The sequence below is a fragment of the Stutzerimonas chloritidismutans genome (genome assembly GCF_038562055.1).
Lineage (GTDB): Bacteria > Pseudomonadota > Gammaproteobacteria > Pseudomonadales > Pseudomonadaceae > Stutzerimonas > Stutzerimonas chloritidismutans_A.
In genome coordinates this window covers 12,981-27,216 of record NZ_JBCFXD010000010.1, presented here as the reverse complement: position 1 = coordinate 27,216, position 14,236 = coordinate 12,981, and the positions used below count along the sequence as shown (strand labels likewise).

The following is a 14,236-nucleotide window of genomic DNA, read 5'->3' as shown; positions in this document are numbered from 1 at the left end:
ACTTCACTCACTTTTCCCTGCTCGCTCGGCCTCTGGCCAGGCAGCGCTGTGCCCGCTCGTCACCCTCAAGGAACCACGCTCATGCACCTACTGCTCAATCATCCGCAGGTCCTGCGCCTGTTCATCGCCCAGGCGTTGTTCTGGTCCTGCTCGATGACCGGGATCATCTTCACTTCCATCGTCGGGCTGCGGCTGGCACCGGTGGCGGGCCTCGCCACCCTGCCGCTCGCCCTGCTGATGCTTGGTGGCTTGCTGGCCCTACAACCACTGGCCGGACTGATGCAGCGACGCGGCCGCCGGGCCGGCTTTCTGATCGGTGCCGCGGCTGGCGTGCTGGGCGGGTTGATCAGCGCGCTGTCGCTCTGGCTCGACAGCTTCACCCTGCTCTGTCTCGGCGCGCTGCCCATCGGCGCCTACCAGGCCTCGGCGATGTATTACCGCTTCGCCGCGCTGGAAGCGGTGAGCGATGCCTTCAAGGGGCGCGCCACGGCCTGCGTGATCGGTGGAGGAGTGCTGGCCGCGCTGATTGCGCCCACGCTTGGCCACATGGCGCGTGACCTGATTGCCGTGCCCTTCGCAGGCACTTATCTGCTGATCGCGAGCCTTGCGGCGCTGGGCCTGGTGGTACTGGCTGGCCTCCCGGCGCGCAGCGGCACAGCAGTCGCTCAGAGCGCCCTGCCAACGGTCAGCTGGCAGGCATTGCTGGCGCGCCCGACCATTCGCGCTGCGGTGCTGACCACCGCTGCCGGACACGGTCTGATGATCCTGGTGATGAACGCCACGCCCCTGGCGATGCATGGCGAAGGTTTGAATCTGCAGGCCAGCGGGCAGGTCATCCAGTGGCACATGCTCGGCATGTTCCTCCCGGCGTTCGTCGCCGGGCCGCTGGTGGACCGCTTTGGCAGCCGGCTGGTCGCCTGCGTGGGTGGCGGATTGCTGGTCGCCAGTGCGCTGGTCGCGCTGCTCGGCGTCAGTCATTGGCACTTCCTGCTCAGCAGTTGCCTGCTCGGTATTGGCTGGAACCTGATGCTGGTCGCCGGTACCACCCAGCTGGGCCAAGGCCACGCACCCGATGAACGCGCGCAAGCACAGGGCCTGATGGAATTGAGCAACGGCAGCGTCGCCGCGGTCATGTCCTTCGCCTCCGGCGCGTTGATCGCCCAAGCCGGCTGGGCTGCGGTGAACATCGGGCTGCTGCCGATCGTGACGCTGGTGATACTGGTGCAGATCGCCCAGTGGGATCGGCGGAGGCAGCCAACCGAGAAGAGCCTGTAGCTGCTGACGCCTCCCCGCAGAGGTCAGCTTCGCTGCAAGGGACGACTCACCCGCCCTTGAAAAGGGAAGGCTCCGCTGGCCTCCAGCGCAAGTTCCAGCGAACGGGCCTCCTTGCGGCTCGAAGTAACCCGAAAGCGGATGAAGCAGCGCTCCTCGAGAAACGCCTGTCGCCCCGCCTCCGTGCGGAGATCATACCCATCGGCACAACCAGCGAAGTACAGGTGCTTCGCCAATATCGACTGTGTGCTTCTGACATCGGCGGGGTTTCCCCAACTGCCACCGGGCTTGAGTACCAACCGACTCTGTCGCGACCTGCGATGCTGAATCAGCCGCTTGCGTAGGTTGACGCCGATCCCGACTTTTACAGCTTCGCCATCGTTCTTGTAGATCTCGTAGATCCCTGGCAAGGCAGGGACGTTTTGTTCAATCTCCGAGAATCGGATATCCATCATTGGGAATGAAGCGCTGTCTGCGTGGGTCATTGGGCCGTAGATATCCGGGTGAGATACAAAAAACAGGAATGACGTTGGTCGAATTGGAAACCCCTTGAGCCCAACCAATCAGGCATCGCCAATGTCTTCGCCGAACATCATCCGATGCCCTTCGGGCGTCGCAACGCCGAACTCGCGTATGCCCCATGGCTTGTTGGATATCGGCTGGAAAATAACGGCGCCTCGCTGCTGGTATCTGGCGTAAAGCTCGTCAATGCCGTCGCAGTTAACGTATGCGAAATAGGCGTGCTCATGGGTATCACAGGCCGGCACTTCGTCCGGGCAGTGCCCGAGCATCACGTGAAAATCCCCGAGGCTGATGAATGACCAGCCCTCGACGCTGAATCGCACAGAGAAACCAAGCACGTCGAGAAGGTAGCGCTCGGTTTTCTCCAGATCATTTACGGCGAGCACGTGCTGGGTGGCTTTAACGGTGAACACTGAAAAAGCTCCTTGAAGGATGGATACGGGAGCATAGCGGTACGGCTACGCTGAAGCGGCCAGTTGATGGAGGGGTTTGCTCATGTTCGGGCTCCTCCGGCTGGAGCCCGATGCGCTGTCAGCGCGGTCTGACGCCGTTCAATATCAGTGACTGCAAGCTTTGCAGCGTATCTTCGAAGAATGCCGGGTCATCCAGCGTCTTGCCGGCGACGGCTTCGATCTGCACGCGGAAGTCGGCATAGTGCTGGGTGGTTGCCCAGAGCGAGAAGATCAGATGATGAGGGCTTACGGCTGCCAGCTTGCCCGCATCAATCCAGGTCTGAATCACCGCGACCTTGTTCTCGACAAGTTCACGTAAGGGCTGCTCCAACTCGCCCAGCAGCAACGGCGCGCCTTGCATGATTTCCATGCAGAACAGCCGTGATTCTTCGGGGTGGTCGCGAGAAAGTTCGAGTTTGACGCGCAGGTATTCGCTGATCGCTTCGATCGGGTCCTGCTCCGCTGAAAACGCCTGCAGCGGCCGCAGCCAGACCTCGAGCAGTTGCCGCAGCACGTTTATATAGAGGTCTTCCTTGCTGCCGAAGTAGTACAGCAGATTGGTCTTTGAGACGTCGGCCTGGCTCGCGACCTGATCCAGGCTGGTGCCGTGCAGGCCGAAACGCGAAAAAAGCCCAAGGGCCGCGCTCAGTATGGCGGCGCGCTTGCTCTCGATCATGCGGGCGCGGCGATCCACTGCGCTGGCACTGGGAACACGTGCCGCGCCCTTGTTCTCGGTGGTCTTGCCAGCGGTCAGGCGGCGGCGTGGAGCGGTTGGGGTCTGGTCTGTCACTGCATTACCGGTCGGGCGCAAACGGGCCGTTACTGTAGCGCGCCGGAGGCCCGTGCGGCACAAGCAGTCGCTCGGCAACCTGATTGCGCGCTTTTTGCGCAATCTTGGAGTTGCCCGCACAAACCAGGTGCTCTGTTTCAGACCAAATGGTCCACATAGCGAGCCAATACCAGCCCATATCATTGATTTATAAACATAATCTACTTCTGGCCTGCTTTCTGCTAAAGCCTCTGTGACCCTGCCCGCCACGTTCGGGCAGCGCTTTCTAGCCATTGCGAACAGAGGTGCTCCCTATGGATGTTGGTGTTTTCATTCCGATCGGCAACAACGGCTGGCTTATCTCCGAAAACGCGCCGCAATACATGCCGACCTTCGAACTCAACAAGGCCATCGTGCAGAAGGCCGAGGGCTACGGTTTCGATTTCGCGCTGTCGATGATCAAGCTGCGCGGCTTTGGCGGTAAGACCGAATTCTGGGAGCACAACCTGGAGTCCTTCACGCTGATGGCCGGCCTCGCCGCGGTAACCAGCAAGATTCAGCTGTTCGCGACCGCTGCCACCCTGACCCTGCCGCCTGCCATCGTGGCGCGCATGACCTCGACCATCGATTCGATCTCCGGTGGCCGCTTCGGCGTGAATCTGGTGACTGGCTGGCAGAAGCCCGAGTACAGCCAGATGGGCATGTGGCCGGGTGACGAATTCTTCGGCAACCGTTACCAGTACCTCGGCGAGTACGCTCAGGTGTTGCGCGATCTGTGGGCTACCGGTCATAGCGACTTCAAGGGCGAGCACTTCCAGATGGAAGATTGCCGCGTCAGCCCGGTACCGCAGGCGGACATGAAGATCATCTGCGCGGGTTCCAGCGACGCTGGCATGGCCTTCTCGGCACAGTATGCCGACTACAACTTCTGCTTCGGCAAAGGCGTGAACACGCCGACAGCCTTTGCGCCAGCCACTGAACGGCTGCTCAAGGCCACCGAGAAAACCGGTCGTACGGTCACCTCCTGTGTGCTGTTCATGGTCATTGCCGACGAAACCGACGAGGCCGCCCGCGCCAAGTGGGAGCACTACAAGGCCGGCGTCGATCAGGAAGCCATCGCCTGGCTGGGCGAACAGGGCGCGGCAGACAAAACCTCCGGCAGCGACACCAACATCCGGCAGATGGCCGACCCCACCTCAGCGGTGAACATCAACATGGGCACCCTCGTTGGCTCTTATGGCAACGTCGCGCGCATGCTCGATGAGATCGCCACTGTGCCCGGCATGCAGGGCGTGATGTTGACCTTCGATGACTTCCTTGAGGGTGTCGAAGCCTTCGGTCAGAAGATCCAACCGTTGATGCAGAGCCGTCGCCATATCGAGCCGCTGAAGGAGTCCGCCTGATGAGCGCCGCGGAGCACCTTTCAGGCTACGGACTGAAGCCCGCCGGCGACATCATGAAAATGCCGGCACGTCCGGAACCACTGGCAATGAGCGCCAGCGAGACGGCACTGATTGTCGTGGACATGCAGAACGCCTACTCCGCCAAAGGCGGGTATCTGGATCTGGCCGGCTTCGATGTGTCGAGCACCGGGCCGGTGATCGAGAAGATCCTGCAGGCGTTGGCTGCCGCACGTGCAGCAGGTATTCAGGTGGTCTTCCTGCAGAACGGCTGGGACGCTCAGTACGTTGAGGCAGGCGGTCCGGGTTCGCCCAACTGGCACAAGTCCAATGCCCTGAAAACCATGCGCAAGCGGCCGGAGCTGGCCGGCACTCTGCTGGCAAAAGGCGGCTGGGATTATCAGTTGGTTGACGAACTGAAGCCTCAGCCCGGCGACATCGTGGTGCCCAAGCCGCGCTACAGCGGATTCTTCAACTCGCATCTGGACAGCACCCTGCGCGCCCGTGGCATCCGCAATCTGGTGTTCACCGGCATTGCCACCAATGTCTGTGTGGAATCGACCCTGCGTGATGGCTTCCACCTCGAATATTTCGGCGTGGTGCTGGCCGATGCAACCCATCAGGCCGGGCCGGAGTTCGCCCAGCAGGCAGCGCTGTACAACATCGAGACGTTCTTTGGCTGGGTCTCCAGCGTGGACGATTTCTGCAGCACCTTCGCCCAGGCCGAAGCCACCGCCACTGTTTCCTGATTCATAACGACAGTGCCGCCTCGCAGCGGCCCCATACATCGCCTTGCAAGAGATCACCCGACATGCCCAAGCAATCCATCATTCCCGCCGGCACCGGCAAACCCATTGCGCCCTTCGTACCCGGTTCCATGGCCGATGGCGTGGTCTACGTCTCCGGCACCCTGCCCTTCGACAAGGACAACAACGTGGTCCACGTCGGCGACGCCGCCGCCCAGACACGCCACGTCCTGGAAACCATCAAGGGCGTCGTCGAGGCCGCCGGCGGCAGCATGGACGACGTCACCTTCAACATGATCATGCTTACCGACTGGGCCAATTACGCGAAGGTCAACGAGGTGTATGCCGAGTACTTCCCCGGCGAGAAACCCGCGCGCTATTGCATCCAGTGCGGGCTGGTGAAACCCGATGCGCTGATTGAGATCGCCAGCATCGCGCACGTCGGCCAATAGCAACGCCGCGAAGTGCCACGCTGAGGTGTAAGGGCGGCGGGGGGCGGCCAACGGCTAGATCGGCTCGATCAACAGATTCGTGCTTTCTCCGCCCGACATTTACAGATGCTGTTGCGAGCAACCGGCCTGGCCTCTCGCAGCCGATGCGCCAACTCATGCGTGAATCGATCTGTAAGGAGGTTCGTTATGCATTATGAGATCCACGGCCGCCAGGAGGCGGACGCTCCGACGGTGGTCTGCAGTTCAGGCCTTGGCGGCGCGGGCGCGTTCTGGACGCCGCAATTGCCGGTGCTGACCCAAGACTACCGCGTGGTCGTCTACGATCAGCTCGGCACTAACAAGAGCCAGGCCTCGTTACCCGAGAGCTACTCGATCAACACCATGGCGCTCGAACTGCTGGACCTGCTCGACAGCCTGAATATTCACCAGTGTCATTTCATCGGTCACGCGCTGGGCGGGCTTGTTGGTCTGCAAATGGCCCTGCTGAGCCCGCAACGGCTACAGAGCCAGGTGCTGGTCAATGCCTGGAGCAGCCCCAACCCTCACAGCGCGCGGTGCTTTGCCGTACGCCAGAACCTTTTGCGCGACAGCGGTCCGGCCGCGTACGTGCAGGCGCAATCGCTGTTTCTCTACCCGGCGGACTGGATCGTCGCCAACAGCGAGAAACTGGCGAGGGACGACGAACACGCATTGGCAAACTTCCCGACCACCGCCAGTCTGCTGCGGCGAATCGGCGCGTTGCTGAGCTTCGATATCGAGGCCGAGCTGCCAACGATTCAGACACCCACGCTGCTGATCGCCAACCGCGACGACATGTTGGTGCCCTGGAATCGCTCGCAGCATATGGCAGAAGTCCTGCCCAACGCCCGACTGGCATTGCTGGAATATGGCGGACATGCCTCCAGCGTCAGCGACAGCGAACCCTTCAACCGAGTCCTGCTGGACTTCCTGGCCGAGCAATGCGGCCAGGCCGCGGCAGCCTGAGGACACTGAAATGCACACCCCATTCGATCCACAAGCCCTTGCGACCCTGTTCAGCGAAGGCCGCAGCCACAGCGCCTGGCTGGACAAACCGGTGCCGGACGCGCTGCTCGAACAGCTCTATGACCAGGTTCGCCTGGGCCCGACCGCCGTCAACAGCTGCCCCGGGCGCTTCGTTTTCGTGCGCACCCCCGAGGGCAAGGAAAAGCTCGCGCCGTGCCTGTCCAAGGGCAATCTGGACAAAACCATGAGCGCCCCGGTGACGGTTATCGTCGCCTATGACGAGGATTTTCCCGAGACGCTGCCCGAGTTGTTCCCCTTCGCCGACGCCCGTAGCTGGTATGCCGGCCAGCCGGCACTGATCGCAGAAAATGCCCTGCGCAACAGCTCCATGCAGGCTGGCTACCTGATCCTCGCCGCGCGGGCTCTGGGCCTCGATTGCGGCCCGATGTCCGGCTTTGACGCCAAGGCTCTGGACGAAACCTTCTTCCACGACACGACCTGGAAATCCAACCTGCTGATCAACCTCGGCTATGGCGATACCAGCAAGCTGCGCGACCGACTACCGCGCCTGCCTTTCGACCGCGCCTGCGCGTTCGCCTGATGGAGACCCGATATGAACCTGGCTGAACTCGACCCCACCAACGTCACCACCCCGCCTGTGATCAAGCAGGACTACCGCGACGCCATGGCGCGCCTCGCCGCCGCGGTCAACGTGATCACTACCGATGGCCCCGCTGGGCGCGCCGGTTTTACCGCGACAGCTGTGTGTAGCGTGACGGATGACCCGCCGACTTTGCTGGTCTGCCTGAACCGAGCGGCATCAGCGCACGCGGCTGTCACCGCAAACGCGCAGCTCTGCGTCAACACCCTGGCCAGCGGTCAGCGCGACCTGTCCAACCTGTTTGGCGGCAAAACGCCGATGGCCGAACGTTTCGCCGCCGCAAGCTGGACCACCTGGCTGACCGGCTCGCCCGTACTGGAAGGTGCCGCTGTCTCCTTCGATTGCCGCGTCAGCCACAGCACCACTGTCGGTACCCACGACATCCTTTTTTGCGAAGTACTGGCACTCAAGCATCAGGACGACGCGGACGGCCTGGTGTATTTCGACCGCGCCTACCACGGCCTGCAAGGCAGTCACTGACCCGCAAAACTGACCTGCGCCTGACCAAGCGCAGGTTGTCTTTCCGATACCCGCCACGGCTGGCCGTCCGGCAACGTTCCCGTTTGCGCAGCTTGCTTTATGTTATGTTATAACTATTGCATTCAACTGGCTGTGCATACCTCCATGACCGAAACCGAACTCCTCGCGCTACCCGCCGACGCCTATATGAATGAAACCCAACAAGGGTTCTTCCGAGACTTGCTATTGCACCAGCGCGCCGACTTGCAGGCTCGCATTGATGACGAGTTTCAGCAGTTGCGCGAACAAGAGCCCAACAGCGATCCATCCGATGTCGGCACAGCTGAAGAGCAACGTCAGTGGCAGCTCCGGCTGCTGGAGCGGGAAAAGAAGCTGCTCGACAAGATTGACGACTCGCTGGACGCCCTCGCCCGCGGCGAATACGGCTGGTGCGCCGAAACCGGCGAGCCCATCGGGCTGAAGCGCCTGTTGCTGCGGCCCACTACGACGCTCTGCATTGAAGCCAAAGAGCGCCAGGAACTGCGCGAAAAACACCAACGAACCGCCTGAGAGACCGCCATGAATCGCCTCCCTGTCACCGTGCTGTCCGGCTTTCTGGGCGCCGGCAAAAGCACGCTGCTGAACCACATCCTGAAGAATCGCGAGGGTCGCCGCGTCGCGGTGATCGTCAACGACATGAGCGAAATCAACATCGACGGTGGCGAGGTCCAGCGCGACGTCAGTCTCAATCGTGCCGAAGAGAAACTGGTCGAGATGAGCAATGGCTGCATCTGCTGCACGCTGCGCGAGGACCTGCTCGATGAAGTGGCCAAGCTGGCGCGTGAAGGCCGCTTCGATTACCTGCTGATCGAGTCAACCGGCATTTCCGAGCCCTTGCCGGTGGCCGAGACCTTCACCTTTCGCGACGAACAAGGCCAGAGTCTCGCCGACCTGGCACGGCTGGACACCATGGTCACAGTGGTCGACGGGGTCAACTTCCTGCGCGACTTTCACGAGGCCGAGCCTCTGGCCAGTCGTGGCGAAACCCTGGGCGAAGAGGATGAGCGCTCGATCACCGACCTGCTGATCGAGCAAGTGGAATTCGCTGACGTGATCCTCATCAGCAAGATCGATCTCATCTCCAGTGCCGAACTTGAAGAGCTGGGGGCCATCCTGGCCCGTTTGAACACCTACGCCGAAATCCTGCCGATCAGCATGGGCAACGTAGCGCTGTCGAAAATACTCGACACCGGACGCTTCGATTTCGAGCGCGCAGCGCAGGCGCCGGGCTGGCTCAAGGAACTGCGCGGCGAGCACATTCCTGAGAGCGAAGCCTACGGTATCGCGTCAACCGCTTACCTGGCACGTCGCCCATTCCATCCAGAACGCTTCCATGCCTTCCTCAACCGGGAGTGGTGCAACGGCCGGCTGCTTCGCTCGAAGGGCTATTTCTGGCTGGCCAGCCGCCCGCAGGAAGCCGGTAGCTGGTCCCAAGCCGGCGGGCTGATGCGCTACGAATATGCCGGCCGCTGGTGGCGTTTCACGCCGGCCGCCCAGTGGCCCGTAGACGAGGAATCGCGTGCGGCAATCCGCTCGAAATGGCGCGATGACAGCGGGGATTGCCGTCAGGAACTGGTCTTTATCGGCCAGCACATCGACTTCCATCGCTTGCGCGCCGAACTCGACGCCTGCCTGCTCAGCGACTACGAGTGGAACCTAGGTCCTGAGCAATGGCTGCGCCTACCCGACCCGTTCGTGCCCTGGCATCAGGAGGTTGCGTGATGCTGGCGCGGCAGCCGGTCAGCGCAACCCCTCAGCAAGTATTCGGACATGCCCCGGCAGTCCTGGGCGATGCGCTGCTTGAGAACGTCAACCTCTCTGTGTGGCAGCGCCAACTGCCGCCTCATATCACCGGCTTCGCACAGAGTTTGATGGCACTGGGCGAGCCCCTGGCCGAATCGTTGACCATCGAGCCTGATGCAAACGGCGACGTCGAGACGTTTGCTCTGGCGACGGCCTACCGCGACATTGCCGGGCACGCTGGTTTCGTGGCTGACGTCGCCTGGTTGGTCCGCGCGTTCAGCTCTCTTGTCGAAGCACGCCGCGTCGGGCTGCGACTGAGGATTCTGGACAAGGCGATGTGCCCACGCTTCCACGTCGACCATGTGCCCTTGCGCCTGATTACCACCTATGCCGGCGCGGGCAGCGAGTGGCTCCCGGAACACGCCATACCGCGCCATCGCCTCGGCGATCCCACGGTCGCACCGCAGGGCATCGAGCGACTGCTGACGGGTGAAGTCGCGCTGTTCAAGGGAGCGAGATGGGAGGGAAACGAAGGCGCTGGCATCATCCACCGCTCACCGCAGGTGGCGCCCGGCGAGCGCAGGCTGATCCTGACCCTGGACTGGCTGGCCTGAAAAAGGGCCGGCAGCTTTGGCTGCTCGACCCTCGGGACCAACGGCATATCGATTACGCCGCCATCTTTTCGCACTCTTCAGCGCATTGGCGACAGGCTTCGGCGCAGGCCTGGCAGTGGTCCATCTGGTGCTTGCCACATTCTTCAGCACAGTCGCGGCAGGCTTGCGCACAGATGCGGCAAATCTCTTGGGCGAGCTTGCTGTCACGGGCCATCAGCGTGGCGGCAAGTGCACACAGGTCGGCGCAGTCTCGGTCAAGCTCGATGCAGCGGGCCATCATTTTCACGTCGTCTTCGCGCAGACAGGATGCAGCGCAGGTTTCACAAGCGATGGCGCAGTTGGAACAAGCCTGGATGCATGCGTCGAATTTGGCATTGAGCATTGGATACCTCCATGGTCGATGTTGAGGGCGGCGATGGTTCGCCCTTTCAGATATTTCGTGCCGATCGCGCCGTTCTAAGTTCAGTCTGATCGACCCAGTGGTCCTTCCATCCCCCTGCGGCCGGAGCATCGGGTCCCCGCTCGGCTACGGTCGCCGCTACAATCCTCGATCCCTTTTCACAGCCCGCGATGCACATGACCTCCACCCTTGCCTCGCCTTGCGAATATCAGGAAACCATCCGCAAGAGCCGCTTCCTCGCCAAGGCTGCGCCGGTGTCCAGCCCCGAAGACGCCCACGCGTTCATCCAGGCGGTCAGCGATGCCAGCGCCACGCATAACTGTTGGGCGTGGAAGGTCGGCAATCAGTACCGATTCAGTGATGACGGCGAGCCCGGCGGAACGGCTGGTCGACCCATGCTCACCGCCATCGAGGGGCAGGACTGCGACCAGGTGGTCGTGGTGGTGATTCGCTGGTTCGGCGGCATCCAGTTGGGGACTGGCGGCCTGGCCCGCGCCTATGGCGGCGCTGCGGCGAAATGTCTGCAGGCTGGCGAGCGCGTCGAGCTGGTTGCCAGAGTTCGCTGCAGCTGTCACTGCCGCTTCGCCGAGCTGGCGCTGCTCAAGTCGCGCCTGAGTGACTATGACGCACTGATTGACAGCGAAATCTTTGACGCAGAAGGCGCCGAACTGCAACTGGCCTTCCCAGCGGCGCTGCAGCCGCAGGTGCAGAAACTACTGTCCGACATCAGCCGTGGCCGCTCCGAACTGCACCTTCTGGAGCCTTGAGCATCGCGTCTCGTTGAACTGCTCGATATCAGAGAAGTCCCTATAACAGCGGCACTTGCCGTTGGGTCGGCGCAGTCATGCGCATGTCCCCCAACATAAACGAGTGGAAGTGCCGAGACACGCATTCCGCTGCGAAACAGGAGTCTGACGAATGAAAAGCAAATATAAGTGGCTGATCCCCGGCGCCGTGCTGCTGACAACCTTGGGCATGGCCGGTTGCGATGTCGAGAAAACCGAAGAAGGCTCGCTCCCAGACGTAGAAGTCGAAGGCGGCAACATGCCTGAGTACGACGTCGATGCGCCAGAAGTAGATGTTGGCACCAAGGAAAAGGTCATCACTGTTCCTGATGTCGATGTCACCATGCCTGACGATGATGAGCCGGACGTAGGTGAACCAGTGGAGCCACGCGTTCCTGCCCCCACTCAGAACTAACAGATTGTAGAGGCGTGCGCCTTACCAGCGCGTCTGCACTCCAAAGCCACGCTGCCTAGGCAAGCGTGGCTTTTTTTCGTCAGCAGGTTTTCCACTGATCGTGTGCATCACATTGTGGATAACAATGGGACCAATGTGGCAAGCCCAACGGCGGCGCGGCCTCGCCACCTTCGTTCATTTTTAACCGAAACGCTCTAGTAGCCCTTCGGGATGCGCAAAACCATTGTTCCTCAAGTATTTTTGGCGTTTCAAACCAGTTTGAATGGATGATTTCACCTCGCCATCCGATGCGCCCCTTTGTTATCCGCAGAACCCGTGGACAAGATTGTGGATAACCGTTGGGCTGAGCGCGCTTAACCGCGGCCGCTCTCGCTTCGACCATCTTGCTCGTTTTTTGCACTGCCTGTACGGCGCTTGACCGAAATGAACGAGCGACGCGGCGGTGTGATCAATCCATAAGCGGCCAATCTGACCCTGGGGTCAAACCAGCCCGCGTGATTAAATGCGCCTTTTCCAGATGGGGAATCTCTCATGTACGACTGGCTCAACGCCCTACCGAAAGCCGAGCTTCATCTGCACCTCGAAGGCTCGCTCGAACCCGAGCTGCTGTTTCGCCTGGCCGAACGCAACAAGATCGCCCTCCCCTGGGATAACGTCGATGCGCTGCGCAGCGCCTACAACTTCGGCAACCTGCAGGAGTTTCTTGATCTCTACTACGCCGGCGCCGATGTACTGCGAACCGAGCAGGACTTCTATGACCTGACCTGGGCCTACCTGCAAAAGTGCGAAGAGCAGAACGTCGTGCACACTGAGCCTTTCTACGATCCGCAGACCCACACGGACCGCGGCATCCCGTTCGAAGTCGCGATGCGCGGCATCAGCGGCGCCCTGGCTGACGGCCGCGAGCTGCTCGGCATCAGCAGCGGCCTGATCCTGAGCTTTCTGCGTCACCTGCCCGAAGAGGCCGCGTTCAAGACGCTGGAACAGGCGATGCCGTTCCGCGACGCTTTCTTCGCGGTCGGTCTGGACAGTTCAGAAATGGGTCATCCGCCGAGCAAGTTCGAGCGCGTCTTTGCCAAGGCCCGTGCCGAAGGCTTCCTCGCCGTGGCTCATGCCGGCGAAGAAGGCCCACCCGAATACATCTGGGAAGCGCTGGACCTGCTCAAGGTCAGCCGCATCGACCACGGCGTGCGCGCCTCCGAAGATCCGAAGTTGATCCAGCGGCTGATCGACGAGCAGATTCCGCTCACGGTCTGCCCCTTGTCCAACACCAAACTCTGCGTGTTCGACGACATGAGTCAGCACAACATCCTGCAGATGCTGGAACAAGGCGTGAAGGTGACGGTGAACTCCGACGACCCGGCTTACTTCGGCGGTTACGTCACCGAGAATTACATGGCGCTGCATGAAAGCTTGGGGATGACCGAAGATCAGGCGCGCCGCCTGGCTCAGAACAGCCTCGACGCCCGCTTGGCCAAGTGATTGGCAAGGGCCGCCGCAGCGCGGCCCGTCAGCTCGAGAACGGAGCCAGCTGCATCAGCAGCTGACATCGCTCGATTAGATGTTCGCGCAACAGCCGCACCCGTTCGCCCAAATGCGCACGGTGGGCGCAGATCAGATTCAGCGGCGTCGGCTCGCCCAGCAGCTCCGGCATTAGCACGACCAGTCGCCCCGCCTGCACATCCTGAGCGATGTCGAGCCAGGATTTATACACAACGCCCCGCCCGGCCAGCGCCCAGCGCCGCACCACATCGGCGTCATCGCTGATGCGATCCCCGCTGACTGCCTGTTCCAGCTGACGGTGACCCTCGCTGAAGCACCAGCGTTCGTGCACCCGTCCCGCCAGCATGAAGCGCAGGCAGTTATGGTCGACGAGATCGGCCAGCGTGCGCGGCGATCCATGTGCCGCCAGGTAGTCCGGCGAAGCGCAGAGCACACGCCGATTGGCCGCCGCCACCGGTAGCGCCACCAGGCTGGAATCTTCCGGCTGGCCATAGCGCAGCGCCACATCGACCGACTGCCGAAACAGATCGGCATTGCGGTCAGCCAATAACAGTCGAAGGCTCAAGAGCGGATGCTGCAGCTGGAATTCGTCCAGCCAGGGGAGAAGCACATTGCGGCCGAAGTCCGACGGCGCCGACAGCTGCAGCGTGCCACTGATGGTCGCTTTACCGCCCGCAAGCAGTTGTTGACCCTCGACCAGGCTCTGCAAGGCCGAACGCGCATGGGGCAGATAGAGTTCGCCTTCGCAGGTCAGCCGCAAGCTCCGGGTCGAACGCACCAGCAAGCGGCAACCCAATTGCACCTCCAATCGCTTGAGCGCCGCGCTGGCAACGGCTGGCGACAATTCCAGCTGCCGCGCAGCGGCCGACAGGCTCCCCAGTTCAGCGGTCAACACGAATACCTGAAGGTCATCGCTACGCAGCATTTTCAATATTCCGCTGAAAGAGTCTCTGCGAAATATGCGGTTTTTCATCGCAGCGCGAAAGCCGAACATGGTGC

18 protein-coding genes are annotated in these 14,236 nt (G+C 61.7%); 13 read left to right on the top strand and 5 right to left on the bottom strand.

Translation table 11 applies throughout. From position 1 onward, the window contains the following. Positions 1–81: 81 nt before the first annotated feature. Positions 82–1,275, top strand: a complete 1,194-nt coding sequence (locus tag AAGW23_RS15355; RefSeq protein ID WP_342407239.1) for an MFS transporter — start codon at positions 82–84, stop codon at positions 1,273–1,275. Positions 1,276–1,298: 23 nt separating this feature from the next. Here the strand turns inward: AAGW23_RS15355 and AAGW23_RS15350 are convergent, their stop codons facing one another. From AAGW23_RS15350 to rutR, 3 genes are all read right to left on the bottom strand, one after another. Continuing rightward, entirely contained in the window at positions 1,299–1,757 is a 459-nt protein-coding gene (locus AAGW23_RS15350) for a GIY-YIG nuclease family protein (protein ID WP_342407238.1), read from the bottom strand. Between the two features lie 78 nt (positions 1,758–1,835). Further along, positions 1,836–2,207 carry a VOC family protein gene (locus tag AAGW23_RS15345; protein ID WP_342407237.1) on the bottom strand — a complete coding sequence of 124 codons (372 nt, stop codon included), beginning with the start codon at positions 2,205–2,207 and terminating at the stop codon, positions 1,836–1,838. Between the two features lie 118 nt (positions 2,208–2,325). Continuing rightward, positions 2,326–3,036 carry an HTH-type transcriptional regulator RutR gene (gene rutR, locus AAGW23_RS15340; protein WP_425540833.1) on the bottom strand — a complete coding sequence of 237 codons (711 nt, stop codon included), beginning with the start codon at positions 3,034–3,036 and terminating at the stop codon, positions 2,326–2,328. Positions 3,037–3,329: 293 nt separating this feature from the next. On the opposite strand from rutR, the gene rutA reads away from it, so the two are divergent. The 9 genes from rutA to AAGW23_RS15295 all read left to right on the top strand — a co-directional run bounded on the left by rutA (position 3,330) and on the right by AAGW23_RS15295 (position 10,134). Further along, a complete protein-coding gene (gene rutA / locus AAGW23_RS15335) occupies positions 3,330–4,418 on the top strand; it encodes a pyrimidine utilization protein A (RefSeq protein WP_342407236.1) in 1,089 nt (362 codons plus the stop codon). Next, complete coding sequence (gene rutB / locus AAGW23_RS15330) at positions 4,418–5,164, top strand: pyrimidine utilization protein B (RefSeq protein WP_342407235.1); 747 nt, start codon at positions 4,418–4,420, stop codon at positions 5,162–5,164. Before rutA ends, rutB begins: the two co-directional genes overlap by 1 nt. 62 nt (positions 5,165–5,226) lie before the next feature. Continuing rightward, on the top strand, positions 5,227–5,613 hold the full coding sequence (gene rutC, locus AAGW23_RS15325; protein WP_342407234.1) for a pyrimidine utilization protein C: 387 nt from the start codon (positions 5,227–5,229) through the stop codon (positions 5,611–5,613). A gap of 186 nt (positions 5,614–5,799) precedes the next feature. Further along, positions 5,800–6,597, top strand: a complete 798-nt coding sequence (gene rutD, locus AAGW23_RS15320) for a pyrimidine utilization protein D (RefSeq protein ID WP_342407233.1) — start codon at positions 5,800–5,802, stop codon at positions 6,595–6,597. Positions 6,598–6,607: 10 nt separating this feature from the next. Further along, positions 6,608–7,198, top strand: a complete 591-nt coding sequence (locus AAGW23_RS15315) for a malonic semialdehyde reductase (protein ID WP_342407232.1) — start codon at positions 6,608–6,610, stop codon at positions 7,196–7,198. A gap of 12 nt (positions 7,199–7,210) precedes the next feature. Next, on the top strand, positions 7,211–7,738 hold the full coding sequence (rutF, locus tag AAGW23_RS15310) for an NADH-dependent FMN reductase RutF (RefSeq protein WP_148925168.1): 528 nt from the start codon (positions 7,211–7,213) through the stop codon (positions 7,736–7,738). 144 nt (positions 7,739–7,882) lie between these two features. Then, a complete protein-coding gene (dksA, locus tag AAGW23_RS15305) occupies positions 7,883–8,287 on the top strand; it encodes an RNA polymerase-binding protein DksA (RefSeq protein ID WP_342407231.1) in 405 nt (134 codons plus the stop codon). A 9-nt stretch (positions 8,288–8,296) separates the two neighbouring features. Further along, positions 8,297–9,499 carry a zinc metallochaperone GTPase ZigA gene (gene zigA / locus AAGW23_RS15300; protein ID WP_342407230.1) on the top strand — a complete coding sequence of 401 codons (1,203 nt, stop codon included), beginning with the start codon at positions 8,297–8,299 and terminating at the stop codon, positions 9,497–9,499. Beyond that, positions 9,499–10,134 carry a DUF1826 domain-containing protein gene (locus tag AAGW23_RS15295; protein ID WP_342407229.1) on the top strand — a complete coding sequence of 212 codons (636 nt, stop codon included), beginning with the start codon at positions 9,499–9,501 and terminating at the stop codon, positions 10,132–10,134. Before zigA ends, AAGW23_RS15295 begins: the two co-directional genes overlap by 1 nt. A 52-nt stretch (positions 10,135–10,186) precedes the next feature. Here the strand turns inward: AAGW23_RS15295 and AAGW23_RS15290 are convergent, their stop codons facing one another. Continuing rightward, the gene (locus AAGW23_RS15290; RefSeq protein WP_319300089.1) at positions 10,187–10,516 is read right to left on the bottom strand and encodes a four-helix bundle copper-binding protein; all 330 of its coding nucleotides are present in this window, start codon (positions 10,514–10,516) and stop codon (positions 10,187–10,189) included. 194 nt (positions 10,517–10,710) lie between these two features. On the opposite strand from AAGW23_RS15290, the gene AAGW23_RS15285 reads away from it, so the two are divergent. The 3 genes from AAGW23_RS15285 (at position 10,711) to AAGW23_RS15275 (ending at position 13,216) form a co-directional block, all read left to right on the top strand. Continuing rightward, a complete protein-coding gene (locus AAGW23_RS15285; protein WP_342407228.1) occupies positions 10,711–11,301 on the top strand; it encodes a YigZ family protein in 591 nt (196 codons plus the stop codon). Between the two features lie 151 nt (positions 11,302–11,452). Continuing rightward, on the top strand, positions 11,453–11,734 hold the full coding sequence (locus AAGW23_RS15280) for a hypothetical protein (protein WP_319300084.1): 282 nt from the start codon (positions 11,453–11,455) through the stop codon (positions 11,732–11,734). Positions 11,735–12,265: 531 nt separating this feature from the next. Then, positions 12,266–13,216 carry an adenosine deaminase gene (locus AAGW23_RS15275; protein ID WP_342407227.1) on the top strand — a complete coding sequence of 317 codons (951 nt, stop codon included), beginning with the start codon at positions 12,266–12,268 and terminating at the stop codon, positions 13,214–13,216. Between the two features lie 28 nt (positions 13,217–13,244). On the opposite strand, the gene AAGW23_RS15270 is transcribed toward AAGW23_RS15275, so the two are convergent. Continuing rightward, entirely contained in the window at positions 13,245–14,162 is a 918-nt protein-coding gene (locus AAGW23_RS15270) for a LysR family transcriptional regulator (RefSeq protein ID WP_342407226.1), read from the bottom strand. Positions 14,163–14,236 lie beyond the last annotated feature (74 nt).

Coding starts and splice junctions, on each gene's coding strand:
- AAGW23_RS15355 (WP_342407239.1), top strand. CDS start 82: ATGCACCTACTGCTCAATCATCCGCAGGTCCTGCGCCTGTTCATCGCC.
- AAGW23_RS15350 (WP_342407238.1), bottom strand. CDS start 1,757: ATGACCCACGCAGACAGCGCTTCATTCCCAATGATGGATATCCGATTC.
- rutA (WP_342407236.1), top strand. CDS start 3,330: ATGGATGTTGGTGTTTTCATTCCGATCGGCAACAACGGCTGGCTTATC.
- rutB (WP_342407235.1), top strand. CDS start 4,418: ATGAGCGCCGCGGAGCACCTTTCAGGCTACGGACTGAAGCCCGCCGGC.
- rutC (WP_342407234.1), top strand. CDS start 5,227: ATGCCCAAGCAATCCATCATTCCCGCCGGCACCGGCAAACCCATTGCG.
- rutD (WP_342407233.1), top strand. CDS start 5,800: ATGCATTATGAGATCCACGGCCGCCAGGAGGCGGACGCTCCGACGGTG.
- AAGW23_RS15315 (WP_342407232.1), top strand. CDS start 6,608: ATGCACACCCCATTCGATCCACAAGCCCTTGCGACCCTGTTCAGCGAA.
- rutF (WP_148925168.1), top strand. CDS start 7,211: ATGAACCTGGCTGAACTCGACCCCACCAACGTCACCACCCCGCCTGTG.
- dksA (WP_342407231.1), top strand. CDS start 7,883: ATGACCGAAACCGAACTCCTCGCGCTACCCGCCGACGCCTATATGAAT.
- zigA (WP_342407230.1), top strand. CDS start 8,297: ATGAATCGCCTCCCTGTCACCGTGCTGTCCGGCTTTCTGGGCGCCGGC.
- AAGW23_RS15295 (WP_342407229.1), top strand. CDS start 9,499: ATGCTGGCGCGGCAGCCGGTCAGCGCAACCCCTCAGCAAGTATTCGGA.
- AAGW23_RS15290 (WP_319300089.1), bottom strand. CDS start 10,516: ATGCTCAATGCCAAATTCGACGCATGCATCCAGGCTTGTTCCAACTGC.
- AAGW23_RS15285 (WP_342407228.1), top strand. CDS start 10,711: ATGACCTCCACCCTTGCCTCGCCTTGCGAATATCAGGAAACCATCCGC.
- AAGW23_RS15280 (WP_319300084.1), top strand. CDS start 11,453: ATGAAAAGCAAATATAAGTGGCTGATCCCCGGCGCCGTGCTGCTGACA.
- AAGW23_RS15275 (WP_342407227.1), top strand. CDS start 12,266: ATGTACGACTGGCTCAACGCCCTACCGAAAGCCGAGCTTCATCTGCAC.
- AAGW23_RS15270 (WP_342407226.1), bottom strand. CDS start 14,162: ATGCTGCGTAGCGATGACCTTCAGGTATTCGTGTTGACCGCTGAACTG.